The organism is Microbacterium testaceum (assembly GCF_003075375.1).
GTDB classification, from domain to species: domain Bacteria; phylum Actinomycetota; class Actinomycetes; order Actinomycetales; family Microbacteriaceae; genus Microbacterium; species Microbacterium testaceum_E.
This window is the reverse complement of record NZ_QDFT01000019.1, coordinates 18,900-32,337: the sequence shown is the minus strand read 5'-3', so window position 1 is coordinate 32,337 and position 13,438 is coordinate 18,900. Positions and strand designations below refer to the sequence as shown.

The 13,438-nt window shown below is 70.1% G+C and carries 13 protein-coding genes and 1 tRNA gene; 4 read left to right on the top strand and 10 right to left on the bottom strand.

What is annotated here, in order from left to right; translation table 11 throughout:
* The first annotated feature begins 31 nt into the window (after positions 1-31).
* The 3 genes from DC432_RS09180 to DC432_RS09175 all read left to right on the top strand — a co-directional run bounded on the left by DC432_RS09180 (position 32) and on the right by DC432_RS09175 (position 1,300).
* Positions 32-631 (top strand): TetR/AcrR family transcriptional regulator, encoded by a 600-nt coding sequence (locus DC432_RS09180; RefSeq protein WP_116537636.1) that lies wholly within the window; start codon positions 32-34, stop codon positions 629-631.
* 149 nt (positions 632-780) lie between these two features.
* On the top strand, positions 781-981 hold the full coding sequence (locus DC432_RS16180) for a hypothetical protein (RefSeq protein ID WP_133177907.1): 201 nt from the start codon (positions 781-783) through the stop codon (positions 979-981).
* Between the two features lie 61 nt (positions 982-1,042).
* Complete coding sequence (locus tag DC432_RS09175) at positions 1,043-1,300, top strand: hypothetical protein (RefSeq protein ID WP_116537635.1); 258 nt, start codon at positions 1,043-1,045, stop codon at positions 1,298-1,300.
* A 25-nt stretch (positions 1,301-1,325) separates the two neighbouring features.
* On the opposite strand, the gene DC432_RS09170 is transcribed toward DC432_RS09175, so the two are convergent.
* The 7 genes from DC432_RS09170 to polA all read right to left on the bottom strand — a co-directional run bounded on the left by DC432_RS09170 (position 1,326) and on the right by polA (position 10,545).
* The gene (locus DC432_RS09170; RefSeq protein ID WP_116537634.1) at positions 1,326-2,138 is read right to left on the bottom strand and encodes an SDR family NAD(P)-dependent oxidoreductase; all 813 of its coding nucleotides are present in this window, start codon (positions 2,136-2,138) and stop codon (positions 1,326-1,328) included.
* 165 nt (positions 2,139-2,303) lie between these two features.
* Positions 2,304-2,819 carry a hypothetical protein gene (locus DC432_RS09165; protein WP_116537633.1) on the bottom strand — a complete coding sequence of 172 codons (516 nt, stop codon included), beginning with the start codon at positions 2,817-2,819 and terminating at the stop codon, positions 2,304-2,306.
* Positions 2,816-3,589, bottom strand: a complete 774-nt coding sequence (locus DC432_RS09160; RefSeq protein ID WP_207770787.1) for an SGNH/GDSL hydrolase family protein — start codon at positions 3,587-3,589, stop codon at positions 2,816-2,818. Before DC432_RS09160 ends, DC432_RS09165 begins: the two co-directional genes overlap by 4 nt.
* 30 nt (positions 3,590-3,619) lie before the next feature.
* Positions 3,620-4,954: an MFS transporter gene (locus tag DC432_RS09155; RefSeq protein WP_116537632.1), complete on the bottom strand. Its 1,335-nt coding sequence runs from the start codon at positions 4,952-4,954 to the stop codon at positions 3,620-3,622.
* A 7-nt stretch (positions 4,955-4,961) separates the two neighbouring features.
* On the bottom strand, positions 4,962-6,032 hold the full coding sequence (locus tag DC432_RS09150) for an LLM class flavin-dependent oxidoreductase (RefSeq protein WP_116537631.1): 1,071 nt from the start codon (positions 6,030-6,032) through the stop codon (positions 4,962-4,964).
* A 107-nt stretch (positions 6,033-6,139) separates the two neighbouring features.
* Positions 6,140-7,816, bottom strand: a complete 1,677-nt coding sequence (locus tag DC432_RS09145; RefSeq protein WP_116537630.1) for a DUF885 domain-containing protein — start codon at positions 7,814-7,816, stop codon at positions 6,140-6,142.
* Positions 7,817-7,908: 92 nt separating this feature from the next.
* The gene (gene polA / locus DC432_RS09140; protein WP_116537629.1) at positions 7,909-10,545 is read right to left on the bottom strand and encodes a DNA polymerase I; all 2,637 of its coding nucleotides are present in this window, start codon (positions 10,543-10,545) and stop codon (positions 7,909-7,911) included.
* A 59-nt stretch (positions 10,546-10,604) separates the two neighbouring features.
* Between polA and DC432_RS09135 the strand changes: the two genes are divergently transcribed.
* The gene (locus DC432_RS09135) at positions 10,605-11,036 is read left to right on the top strand and encodes a hotdog fold thioesterase (RefSeq protein WP_116537628.1); all 432 of its coding nucleotides are present in this window, start codon (positions 10,605-10,607) and stop codon (positions 11,034-11,036) included.
* A gap of 75 nt (positions 11,037-11,111) precedes the next feature.
* Here the strand turns inward: DC432_RS09135 and DC432_RS09130 are convergent, their stop codons facing one another.
* The 3 genes from DC432_RS09130 to pyk all read right to left on the bottom strand — a co-directional run bounded on the left by DC432_RS09130 (position 11,112) and on the right by pyk (position 13,407).
* Positions 11,112-11,732 carry an ANTAR domain-containing response regulator gene (locus DC432_RS09130; RefSeq protein ID WP_076675473.1) on the bottom strand — a complete coding sequence of 207 codons (621 nt, stop codon included), beginning with the start codon at positions 11,730-11,732 and terminating at the stop codon, positions 11,112-11,114.
* A gap of 59 nt (positions 11,733-11,791) precedes the next feature.
* Positions 11,792-11,872 (bottom strand) — tRNA-Leu (locus DC432_RS09125).
* An 89-nt stretch (positions 11,873-11,961) separates the two neighbouring features.
* Entirely contained in the window at positions 11,962-13,407 is a 1,446-nt protein-coding gene (gene pyk, locus DC432_RS09120; RefSeq protein WP_116537627.1) for a pyruvate kinase, read from the bottom strand.
* Positions 13,408-13,438 lie beyond the last annotated feature (31 nt).

Genomic DNA, 13,438 nt, shown 5'->3' with positions numbered 1-13,438 from the left:
AAACGCAAGCCCGTCAAGAAAGAAGGTCGCTGTGAGCAGCACGCCTACCGGTCGCTCAGGCGACAAGCGCTCCGTCGGACGACCTCAGCAGGACCGCCAGGGATTGCTGGACGCGGCCGCCGACGTCTTCGTGGCATCCGGCGTCAACGCGCCGGTTCGCGAAATCGCGGCGCGTGCAGGCGTGGGGATCGGGACCATCTACCGTCATTTCCCGACGCGTGCGGAATTGGTCGTCGCCGTGTACCGACACCAAGTCGACGCCTGCGCGGAGGCCGGCCCGCGACTCCTGCGAGAGAGCGCGAACGCGGAGACGGCGCTTCGCGCGTGGGTGGCGATGTTCGTGGACTTCCTCGTCACGAAGCACGGGCTCGCGGATGCCCTGCGCGGCGACGGTACGGATCCGGGTGCACTGCATCAGTCCTTCGTCGATCGCCTCGTTCCGGTGTGCGGACTGCTCCTCGAGGCGGCCCGGGATGCCGAGGGGCATCGCGTCGAGACGCGGAACGTGAGTGGGTACACCCTCTTGAAGGGAATCGGGAACCTCTGCATCGGTGCAGCCGAAGACCCCCTCTACGACGCCGACGAGCTCGTGCAGAGGCTCGTCACCGGCTTCCTTCGCCATCGTTCCTGAGGTCGTGCGGGGTGTGCTCGTCGCGCGCAGGTGGCTTCGGACCTATAGCCGATAATGCACATTATGTCAGTTCACTTCCATCGGGGCCGGCAATCGGCGGTCCGTTCCACCCCTGTCGCGGCCTCTCGGGCCGCGACGAGAATCGACACGTGAAGAGACCCGGTGTCGCGTTTGTGGTCGTCGGCCTGCTGCTCATCGACGTCGTCCTCGCCGACGTCGTCCTCGAACTCAGCGAGAGCCTCGCGCTCGCGGCGACCGTCGGCTTCGTGACACCCGTGACGCTGCTGATCTGCGCCGTCGCTCTGCGCGGTGGCCGCTCGAGCCCGCTGCGCCGCCGCGACGGGTCGTGATCGACATCGTCGCAGCCCGCGAGGGTTTGCGCTGTTCGAACATCTGTTCGACAATAGCCGCATGGACACCGAAGGCCCGCGCTGGCACCCTCAGCTGCTGGCCCGCGAAGAGCCGCCCGCGCACTGGGTCATGCGCGACGCGCGCCACGTTGTCGCCGGCACGATCGAGCTCCGCCGCACCGAGGACGGTCCGCGCTATCGGGTCGAGCACCGCGGCACCGTCATCGGGTGGGCGGCGACGCTGAAGGTCGCCACTGAGCGTCTGCATCGCGCGATCATCTCCGAGGCCGTGCCCGGCGGTGGCGTCAACGGGCGGTGAAGACCGGCGGCGAGACGCCGCAGGCTCACTCCCCCGGCTCGACCCATTCCGAGGTCACGCCCAGGACCCGCGAGCCGTCGAGATCGCCCAGGGACAACCCGGCGAACCGCACCGCCGCCTCCGACGTCTGCCACCGGAATCTCGGGTCCGCGGTGGTGGCCGCCTCGACGACGGTTTGCGCGGCATCCTGCGCCGACTGCGCCGACGCGAACGACGTCGCCGCCCGATCCAGATAGGCCTGCTGCTGCACGGCGTAGGGTCCGGCGGGGGCGCGATGCACCGAATCGGTGAACGACGAGGCGACGGCCGCGGGCTCCACGATCGCGACATCGACGCCGAACGGCGCGACGACGGGAGCGAGCGACTGCATCAGCCCCTCGACCGCGAACTTCGCGGCGCAGTACGCATCGGCGAAAGGCTGCCCCACCGCTCCCCCGACGCTGGTCACGGTGACGATGCGTCCCCTCCCCCGCTCGCGCATGCCGGGCAGCACCAGGCGGGTCAGACGCGCGACCGAGAGATAGTTCGTCTCGAGCTGCTCCTGCAGGTCGGCGTCGCTGAGCTGCTCGAGCGTGCCCACCGCGCCGCGGCCGGCGTTGTTCACGAGGATGTCGACCGGGCCGGCGTCGGCGATCAGCGCGGCCGCCGCCGCGGCATCCGTCACGTCCAGCGACCGGATGTCGAGGTCGACCCCCGCCTCCGCGGCCGCCGCGCGCAGGGCGTCGGCGCGGGAAGCGTTGCGGACCGTGGCGATCACCGTCACCCCCTGCCGGGCGAGTCCGATGGCCGTGTGCAGGCCGATGCCGCTGGAGGTGCCGGTGACGATCGCGAGAGTCATGCGCCCATTGTGCTCCCGCGAGCCATGCGTGCGGTGTGCGGGTCGTCCCCTGAACCGGGGCGGGGTCGGGATGTCATTCGCCCCGCATCCGGAACGGCCCGCACCGCACGGCTCTCGGAGGCGGGTCGATGTCTGCCCGGCCAGCGGGACCGCTGCCCGTACCGGTCACTGAGCCGGAAGGCACCCGCCGTCGAGGATGTAGCCGCCGACCTCGACCGAGACGGTGGTCCCGCTCACCTCACCGAAGAGGCAGCCCCCCTTCGGTCCCGCCGCCCCGAAGAGCACTCGCCCGGCCTCGGCGCGGACCTGCGGCGTCAGGGCGCCCGCCCCGGTCAGCGCGTCCACCGCCTTCTCGGTCGACAGCGCCCCCTCGGCCGCCGCCGCTGTCAGCGCGGCGACGACATCGGGCGAGATCTCCTCTGCGGCCGCGCGCGCCTCGTCGTCGATCGCCATCCGGTCGCGATACCGATCGTTCGCCGCCATCGCGGCGTCCGGATCGTACGGCGCGCACTCGGGCGGCAGCTGCACGCCCTCGACGACCGGGCAGGCATACGACGCCGAGGTGCTCGGCGTCGGAGCGGCCGTATCCGTCGTCGGACGAGAGGCGTCATCGATCGCGCACCCCGTGACGGTGGCGGCGACCGCGAAAGCGAGTGTGAGGGCGACCGCGCGTCGGTTCACAGCGACTCCGCGTGCGGAGTCAGCTCCACCCACCCGCCGCCGAACTTCGCGTGCCGGTCGTCGCCGGACGAGGTGCGGGTGAGGCGTCGACGCACCCACGGGCCCACGTGCTCGCGGTAGTACGCGGTGCCTTTCAGTCGCTCGGTCTCGGGGATCTCGCGCAGGTGCCACCACGGTGCCGGGGCGGTGAGACCGACGGACTCGATGACGCGGGCCGCGACGCGGTGGTGCCCCCGGGCGTTCATGTGCAGGCGGTCCACCGACCAGAACTCCCCGCCCGCCAGCTCGCGATCGAACCAGTTGTACGCCGTGAGCACATCGGGCCGCTGCTCGAGGCGCTTCTCTACCGCATGCGACAGGCGGTCACCGCGCGCTTCGATGAGCTTGCCGAGCGGAAGTCCCGCCGACGGATTGGCGCCCGACAGGACGATCAGCTGCACGCCCTCTTCGTCGCAGCGGCGCACGACGTGATCGAACAGGTCGACGATGCGCTCGATGCCCGTCCGCGGACGCAGCATGTCGTTGCCGCCGCCGTTGAACGACAGGTGGGTCGGCTTCAGCGCCAGCGCCGGCTCGAGCTGCTGCTCGACGATCGGCTGGATGAGCTTGCCGCGGATGGCGAGGTTCGCATACTCGATCGGCTCGCCCGCGGCATCCGCCCATCCCTGCGCGGCCAGGTCGGCCCAGCCGCGGACGGTGCCGTCGGGGAGCTCGTCGCCGACTCCCTCGGTGAACGAGTCGCCGATGGCGACGAAGCGCACGGATGCCATGCCTCGAGCCTACGCGCGGCGATAGGGGTCCTAGGTCAACGACCTGCCGCGCTGCTCGCGCAGGAACAGCGCCGCCACGACGGCGACCGCGAAGAAGGCCGCGAACACCACGAACAGCAGGGGCGCTCCCCCGAACCCGAGCAGGGGCGGCACCGCGAGCGGGGCGAGGATCGACGCGATGCGGCCGACGCCCGCGGCCCAGCCCGCACCGGTCGCCCGCAGGGCCGTGGGGTACGTCTCGGGGGTCGCGGCGTAGAGAGCCCCCCACGCGCCCAGGTTGAAGAACGACAGCGCCATTCCCGCCGCGATCACGGCGACCTCGCCGGATGCCGTACCGAACAGCACCGCGGCCACCGCCGATCCCGCGAGGAACGTCGCGAGCGTCGCGCGTCGGCCCCAGGCCTCGATCAGCCAGGCCGCGACGGCGTACCCCGGCAGCTGGGCCAGCGTGATGATGAGCGTGAAGCCGAAGGAGCGCACGAGGTCGTAGCCCTGGCTCACCAGGATCGTGGGGATCCAGATGAACGCCCCGTAGTACGAGAAGTTGACGCAGAACCACAGCACCCAAAGGCTCGCCGTGCGCGCCCGCAGAGCCGGGGCCCACAGGGCGCTCACACGCGGACGAGGGGCGGGAGCGGATGCCGGGACCCCCTCGGTCGACGCCTCGAGGGCGATGCGCCCGGCGGCGGCTTCGAGGTCGCGCACGATCACGATGGCCTCGGCGTTGCGCCCGCGTGAGGCGAGCCACCGCGGCGACTCGGGAAGCCCCCACCGCACGATGAGCGCGTAGACCGCGGGGATCGCGCCGAGCGCGAAGGCCCACCGCCAGCCATCGGCCGAGGACGGCACGACGAGGAAGCCGATGAGCGCCGCCGCCGTCCACCCCACGGCCCAGAACGCCTCGAGGAAAACGATCAGGCGACCGCGCATCCGGGCCGGGGCGAACTCGCTCACGTAGGTCGAGGCGACCGGCAGTTCGGCGCCGAGACCGAGACCCACCACGAAGCGCAGCACCAGCAGGGCCGCGAGACCCCCGACCAGTGCGCTCGCGCCCGTCGCGAGGCCGTACACCAGCAGCGTCAGCGCGAACACGTGCCGTCGACCGAACCGGTCCGCGAGCAGCCCGCCCACGCTCGCCCCGATCGCCATGCCCGCGAACCCCGCCGACGCGATCCACGACGCCTCGGCCGGGGCCAGTCGCCACTGCACGCTCAGCGCGGCGATGACGAACGAGATGAGCCCGACGTCCATGGCATCCAGGGCCCAGCCCAGTCCCGAGCCGCCCAGGATCCTGCCGTGCCGGCGGGTGAACGGCAGGGCGTCGAGGCGGTCGGACACGCGGACGGTGTCGGTGCGGGTGCTCACCGGGGTGTCACCGGATGCCGGCGAGGTCGCCGTCGGAGGGGACGTCGGCCAGCATCTCTTCGACGAGGGGACGCACCCGGGTGCCGTACAGCTCGATGCTCGACAGCAGACGGTCGTGCGAGATCGATCCGCTCGCGATCTTCATCTGGAAGCGCGAATTGCCGAGAGCGCGCATGGTCGTCGCGATCTTGCGGGCCACCGTCTCGGGCGAACCGACGTACATCGACCCCTCGGGGCCCACATCGTGCTGGAATCGCATGCGGTTGTACTCGGGCCAGCCGCGCTCGCGGCCGATGGTGTTGTTCAGCTCGGCGACGCCCTCGAACGCCTCGTCCCACGCCTGCTCGTCGGTCTCGGCGACGTGGCCGGGCGAGTGCACCGAGATGGGCATCTGCGGTTTGCCGAGCTCGGCGAGCGAGCGGCGGTACAGGTCGGCGTAGGGGCGGAATCGCGCCGCCGAGCCGCCGATGATCGCCAGGACGAGACCGTAGCCGTAGCGCGCGGTGCGCACGACCGACTCGGGCGAGCCGCCCACGCCGACCCAGGCTGTGAGGCCGTTCTCGGTCTTCGGGTACACGTCGGCGTCCGTCAGGGCGGCGCGGGTGCGCCCGGCCCACGTGACGGGCTTCTCGTCGAGAAGCAGCGAGAACAGCTCGAGCTTCTCTTCGAACAGCTGCTCGTAGTCGCTCAGGTCGTAGCCGAACAGCGGGAACGACTCGATGAACGACCCGCGCCCGAGGATGACCTCGGCGCGACCGTTCGACACGGCGTCGAGCGTGGCGAAACGCTCGTACACGCGGACGGGGTCGTCGCTCGAGAGGACCGTCACGGCGGTGCCGAGGTGGATGTTCTTCGTTCGGGCGGCCGCGGCGGCCAGCACGATCTCGGGGCTGGTGACCGCGAAGTCCTTGCGGTGGTGCTCCCCCACGCCGAAGAACGACAGGCCGACCTCGTCGGCGAGCACCGCCTGGTCGACGACGTTGCGGATGGTCTGGGCGTCGCTCAGCAGCGTGCCGTCGGGGCCGCGCGAGATGTCTCCGAAGGTGTCGAGTCCGAGCTCGATGGTCTGATCAGCCATGGGGTCTCCTTGCATTCGGATGAATGAACTTTACGCGAGTCCCGGGTATTCCCCCGCATCGGCGCCCGCACACAGGGGGCGCCGCTCGCGCGACGCCCCCTGAGGTCTCAGACGGATGCCAGCGCGGCGCGCAGCGTGTCGAGTCCGACGCCACCGATGTCCAGCGCGCGCGTGTGGAACTGCTTCATCGAGAAGTCGGCGCCCCGGCGCTCCTGCTTCTCGTCGCGCACCTGCTCCCAGATGCGCTGCCCGACCTTGTACGACGGCGCCTGCCCCGGCCAGCCGAGGTACCGGTTGACCTCGAAACGTACGAACTCCTCGCTCATGTTGACGTTCTTCAGCATGAACGCGAGGGCGTAGTCGTGGTCCCAGGTGCCGGTGCCGTCCAGGCGCGGCTTCTGCAGGTGCACGCCGATGTCGAGCACCACGCGCGCGGCGCGCATGCGCTGACCGTCGAGCATGCCGAGACGGTCGGCGGGGTCGTCGAGGTAGCCCAGCTGCTCCATCAGACGCTCGGCGTACAGCGCCCACCCCTCGGCGTGACCGCTCGTACCCGCGAGCAGGCGGCGCCACGAGTTGAGCTCGGCGCGGTTGTAGACGGCCTGGGCGATTTGCAGGTGATGCCCCGGAACACCCTCGTGGTACACGGTGGTCAGCTCGCGCCAGGTGTCGAAGGTGTCGACGCCCTCGGGCACCGACCACCACATGCGGCCCGGGCGCGAGAAGTCGTCGGTGGGCCCGGTGTAGTAGATACCGCCCTCGTTGGTCGGCGCGATCATGCACTCGAGGCGGCGGATGGGCTCGGCGATGTCGAAGTGGGTGCGCCCGAGCTCCTCGACGGCCTTGTCGCTGGTGCGCTGCATCCATTCCTGGAGGGCCTGGGTGCCGCGGAGCTTGCGCGATTCGTCCTTCTCGAAGAACGCCACCGCCTCCTCGACGCTGGAGCCCGGGAGGATCTCGTTCGCGATCGCTTCCTGCTCGGCGACCATTCGCGAGAGCTCCTCGACGCCCCAGTCGTAGGTCTCGTCGAGGTCGATCTCGGCGCCCAGGAACCGGCGGGAGTGCAGCGCGTACATCTCGCGTCCGACGGCGTCGACGTCGCCCGCGGCGGGGGCGAGCTCGCTCGAGAGGAAGGCCGCGAGCCCGTCGTAGGCGAGACGGGCGGCGTTGGAGTTCTCGGCCAGGTCGCGGGCGAGGGATGCCGGCAACTGCCCCTCGTCGGGGGCGGCGTCGCCGACGAACTCGGCGAAGAAGCCCGTGTCCGAGGTGTAGCGGGCGATCTGCGTGATGACCTCGCTCACCTGTCGGCGGGCGGGGACGACGCCCTCGGCGATACCGCGGCGCAGGGTCTCGACGTATCCGTCGATCGCCGCGGGCAGCGCCTTCATGCGCTCGGCGATCGTCGCCCAGTCCTCGACCGTCGAGGTGGGCATGAGGTCGAAGGTCGAGCGGATGTCCTGCGCGGGCGAGGCGATGACGTTCAGGTCGCGCAGGTGGGTCTTGGCCTCGTGCTGCTCGATCATCAGGTCGAGCTCGCGCACGAGGTCCATCTTGGTGACGGTGTCGATCGCGTCGACCGGCTCGGCGGCCTCGAGGGCGGCCTTGGTGGAACGGGCGTCGCCGATCAGGGCTTCGGCGCCCTCGGGGCTGTAGTCGCCGAAGCGGCCGTTGTGCTCAAACCGGCCGATATACGTCGCCAGCGTCGGCTCGCGCTCGGCCAGGGTGTCCACCCACGCGTCGGCGATCGTGTCGATCGGCGTGGGAGTGCGAGATGCGTCAGTCATCCTCCGAGCCTAGGCACCCCGCGGCGACGGCGCACCCCGCTCCCCCGCCGACGACGCGATCGGCCGGCTGGGGAGCAGTCGCGCGGGGCGACTCAGTGCCCGGCTTCGTCCCAGTCGCCGCCGCGACCGATCTGCACGTCGAGCGGGACGGACAGATCGGCCGCGTCGGCCATGCGCGCGCGGACGATCCGCTCGACGGCATCCCACTCGCCCGCAGCCACCTCGACGACGAGTTCGTCGTGAATCTGCAGCAGCACCCGCGAGCGCAGGTCGGCGGCGGCGAGCTCGTCGCGGATGCGGAACAGCGCCACCTTCATGATGTCGGCGGCGCTGCCCTGGATGGGCGCGTTCAGGGCCGCGCGCTCGGCGTTCTCGCGCAGGACGCGGTTCATGCTCGTGAGGTCGGGGAACGGGCGGCGGCGACCGAAGATGGTCTCGGTGTAGCCGTCCTGACGCGCCTGCTCGACCGAACCGCGCAGGTAGTCGCGCACCGCGCCGAACCGCGCGAAGTACTCGAGCATCAGCTTCTTGGCCTCGGACTGCTCGATGCGCAGCTGCTTGGACAGACCGAAGGCCGACAGGCCGTAGACCAGTCCGTACGACATCGCCTTGACCTTGGTGCGCATCGCGGGCGTGACGTCCTGCGGCTCGACGCCGAACACGCGCGCGCCGACGAAGCGGTGCAGGTCCTCGCCCGAATTGAACGCCTCGATGAGCCCCGGGTCGCCCGAGAGATGCGCCATGATGCGCATCTCGATCTGCGAGTAATCGGCGGTCAGCAGCGTCTCGTACCCCTCGCCGACCTCGAACGCGGCGCGGATACGACGGCTTTCCTCGGTGCGGATCGGGATGTTCTGCAGGTTGGGGTCGGTGCTGGACAGACGACCGGTCTGGCTGCCGGTCTGCACGTACGTCGTGTGGATGCGACCGTCGGGCCCCGCCGCGGTGTCGAGCGCGTCGATGATCTGCTTGAGCTTGGTCGCCTCGCGGTGACGCAGCAGCAGGTCGAGGAACGGATGATCGGTGCTCTCTTGCAGGTCGGCGAGGGCGGCGGCATCCGTGGTGTAACCGCTCTTGGTCTTGCGGGTCTTGGGCAGCTGCAGTTCGTCGAACAGCACCTCTTGCAGCTGCTTGGGCGAACCGAGGTTGACCTCGTGGCCGATCGCCGCGTACGCGTCGCGCGCGAGGGCGTCGGCGCGCGCACCGAGCTCGGCCGAGAAGCCCGAGAGCTTCTCGTGCGACACGGCGACTCCGGCGAGCTCCATGTCGGCCAGCGCCGTGAGCGTCGGCAGCTCGATGTCGTCGAGCACCGAGGCGACCGTGTCGGGCATCTCGGCACGTTGCGCGTCGGCGACGCGCCGGGTGAACCACGACAGCTGCGCGGGGGTCGCCCCCTCGGTCTCGGGGACGAGCTGCGTCGGATCCGACACGGGAAGCTTCTCGTCGAGGGAGCGCTCGACCAGGTCGCCGAGCGTCTTGTCGGGGAAGCTCGGGCGCACGAGCCACCCGGCGAGGATCACGTCGAAGGCCACGCCGCCCACGGCGACGCCCTCGCGCGCGAGCGCCTTGATCTGGGGCTTGGCATCGGCGAACACCTTGGGGGCATCGGATGCCAACCACCCGGCCAGGGCGTCGCGCACGGCCGGGGACCACTCGGCCTCGACCGCGGCGTCGGCGCTCGCCAGGCCGACCGCCGTCGGCGTGGCTCCGGCGAGGGCGATCGTGACGCCGACCTCGGCCTTCTGGTCGGCGGCCCACGCGGCCAGGGCCGCGGCGTCGAGCCGCGCCGGGGCGGGGGCCTTCGCGGTGGGACGTGCCTCTTCGACGACGCCCCCGTCGGCGCCGAACGCGTCGAAGACGCGCGGCAGCAGCGTGCGGAACTCGAGCCGCGCGAAGATGTCGCGCACGGCCTGGCCGTCGAGGGGCTTCACCGCGAGATCGCCGGGACCGACGGGCAGCTCCACGTCGCGCAGCAGTCGGTTGAGCGCGCGGTTGCGCTTGACGGCGTCGAGGTGCTCGCGCAGGTTGTTGCCCACGACGCCGGTGATCTTGTCGGCGTTGTCGAGCAGCGCCTCGAGCGAGCCCCACTGCGTGAGCCACTTGACGGCGGTCTTCTCGCCGACCTTGGGCACGCCCGGCAGATTGTCGCTCGTCTCGCCGACCAGCGCGGCGATCTCGGGGTACTGCGCCGGCGGCAGGCCGTACTTCTCGACCACGGCGTCGGTGTCGTAGCGCTTGAGCTGCGAAACGCCCTGCACGTTCGGATACAGCAGCGTGATGTCGTCGGTGACGAGCTGGATGGTGTCGCGATCGCCCGAGCAGACCAGCACCGTGAAGCCCTGCTGCTCGCCCTGGGTGGCGAGGGTGGCGAGGATGTCGTCGGCCTCGAAGTCCTCTTTCTTCAGGACGAGGACGCCCATCGCCTCGAGGCACTCCTGCAGCAGCGGGATCTGCCCCTTGAACTCGGCCGGCGACTCGCTGCGATTGGCCTTGTACTCGGTGTACTCGCGGGTGCGGAACGACTGCCGCGACGTGTCGAAGGCGACGGCGAGGTGGGTCGGCTTCTCGGCCTTGACGAGGTTGACGAACATCGACAGGAAGCCGTAGATGCCGTTGGTGTGCTGGCCGTCCTTCGTCGAGAAGTTGTCGACCGGCAGGGCGTAGAACGCCCGATAGGCCAGCGAGTGGCCGTCGACGACGAGGAGAGTAGGCTTTTCGGCATCCGTCACCCCTCCAGCCTAACGAGGACCACGGACACTCCCCCGGCCCCGGCTCCACGAAGGCGACGATGAGCTCCACGACCCCCGACACCACCAGCGGCCTCGACTGGGCGCGCGAGCGCGGTATGGGCGCCCTCGCCGAGAAGATGGGCATCGAGTGGGTCGAGTTCTCGGTCGAGCGCAGCGTCGCGACCATGCCCGTCGAGGGGAACACCCAACCGGTCGGCCTGCTGCACGGCGGTGCGTACGTCGTGCTCGGCGAGTCGCTCGGTTCGATGGCGGCGAATCTCTACGCCGGATCCGGAAAGCTCGCCGTCGGCATCGACATCAACGCCACGCACACGCGTTCGGCGACGTCGGGCATCGTCACGGGCGTGTGCACGCCGATCCACCTGGGCCGATCGCTCACGGTGCACGAGATCGCCGTGTCCGACGAGCAGGGCCGTCGGTGCTCGACGATCCGCATCACGAACATGATCAAGGACGCCCCCGCGGCCTGATCGCCGCCGGGCCCCGTGCCGCAACGACAACGGGATGCCACCGAAGTGGCATCCCGTTCTCGAAAATCGCGGTGCTCAGCCCTTCTTGGGGGCGAGCTGCTCGATGATCGCCTTGGCGACGTCCTGCATGGTCAGACGGCGGTCCATCGACGCCTTCTGGATCCAGCGGAAGGCCTCGGGCTCGCTCAGGCCCATCTTCTCGTTGAGCAGGCCCTTGGCCCGGTCGACGAGCTTGCGGGTCTCGAAGCGCTCGACCATGTCGGCGACCTCGGCCTCGAGCGTGATGATCTGCTCGTACCGGGCGAGGGCGATCTCGATCGCGGGGAGCAGGTCGTTCGGGGTGAACGGCTTGACGACGTACGCCAGGGCGCCGGCCTCGCTCGCGCGCTCCACGAGCTCCTTCTGGCTGAACGCGGTGAGCAGCACGACGGGGGCGATGTGGTTCTTGCTGAGCTTCTCGGCGGCGCTGATGCCGTCGAGCTGCGGCATCTTGACGTCCATGATCACCAGATCGGGGCGCAGCTCGGTGGCCAGCTGCACCGCCGTCTCGCCGTCTCCTGCTTCTCCCACGACGTCGAAGCCGTTGTCGCGGAGGATCTCGACGATGTCGAGGCGGATGAGCGACTCGTCCTCTGCGACGACGACGCGGCGCGGAGCAGTGGGCGCGGTGGCCGGAGCGGCTTCTTGATCAGTCACGAGACCATCCTAGGACGTGGATGAGCGCGTCCCCGGGAGAACGGGGATGCGAGAGGGCGTACCGGTGGTGGGACTCGAACCCACACGTCTTTCGACAGAGCATTTTGAGTGCCCCGCGTCTGCCATTCCGCCACACCGGCAAGTGTCGCAGTCCAGGTTACCCGCGCGCGAGCGCGGTCGCCGCACGCGACGACGCGCGCCGGGCGGACCCGGCGCGCGTCGTGGGGGTTCAGGCCTCCTGGTAGCCCGGAGCCGCACCGTGGACGGCGTCGCCCACGCGGTGCACGCGCAGGTCGTTCGTCGAGCCGGCGATTCCGGGAGGGGAACCGGAGATGACGACGACCTTGTCGCCGACCTTGGCCAGGTCGTTGGCGAGCAGGTAGTCGTCGACCTGCAGGAACATCTTGTCGGTGTGCGACACGTGCTCGACGAGGGTCGAGCGCACGCCCCACGTCAGCGCCAGGCGACGGCGGATACCGGGCTCGGGCGTGAACGCGATCATCGGGATCGTCGAGCGCAGGCGCGACATGCGACGCGCCGAGTCGCCGGACTCGGTGAACACGCAGAGGTACTTGGCATCCACGAAGTCGGCGACCTCGACGGCGGCCAGCGTGATCGCGCCGCCCTGGGTGCGCGGCTTGTTGGTGAGCGGCGCGATGCGCTCCAGGCCGTGCTCCTCGGTGGACTCCACGATGCGCGCCATCGTCTCGACCACGACGACCGGGTAGGTGCCGACGCTGGTCTCGCCCGAGAGCATGACGGCGTCCGCGCCGTCGAGGACGGCGTTGGCGACGTCGGAGGTCTCGGCGCGGGTGGGCACCGGGTTGGTGATCATCGACTCGAGCATCTGCGTCGCGACGATGACGGGCTTGGCCATGCGGCGGGCGAGCTCGACCGCGCGCTTCTGCACGATCGGCACGGCCTCCAGCGGCAGTTCGACGCCGAGGTCGCCGCGGGCGACCATGATGCCGTCGAACGCGTCGATGATCTCTTCGAGGTTGTCGACCGCCTGCGGCTTCTCGATCTTGGCGATGACGGGGACGTAGCGTCCCTCTTCGGCCATGATCTCGTGGACGCGCTCGATGTCCTCCGCGTCGCGCACGAAGGACAGGGCGATGAGGTCGGCTCCGGCCTTGAGGCCCCAGCGCAGGTCGGACTCGTCCTTCTCGCTCAGGGCGGGGACGTTCACGGCCACACCGGGCAGGTTGATGCCCTTGTTGTTCGAGACCGGGCCGCCCACGATGACGCGGGTGGTGACGACGGTGCCGTCGGTCTCGACGACCTCGACGCGCACCTTGCCGTCGTCGATGAGCAGGAAGTCACCGGGGCGGACGTCCTGGGGCAGGCCCTTGAACGTCGTGCCGACGATCTCCTTGGTGCCGAGGATCTCTTCGACGGTGATCTTGAAGATGTCGCCGGGCAGCAGGTCGTGGGGACCGTTCTCGAACTTGCCGAGGCGGATCTTGGGCCCCTGCAGGTCGACGAGGGCGGCGACCGGGCGACCGGCGTCCTCGGCGGCCTTGCGCACGTTCGCGAAGTTCGCGTCGTGCACGGAGTAGTCTCCGTGGCTCAGGTTCAGGCGGGCGACGTCCACTCCGGCGTCGATGATGGCGCGAACCATCTCATACGACGACGTAGCGGGCCCGAGTGTTGCGACGATCTTGGCGCGTCTCATCCGTTTTCAAGCTCCGTGAGGATATTCGGGA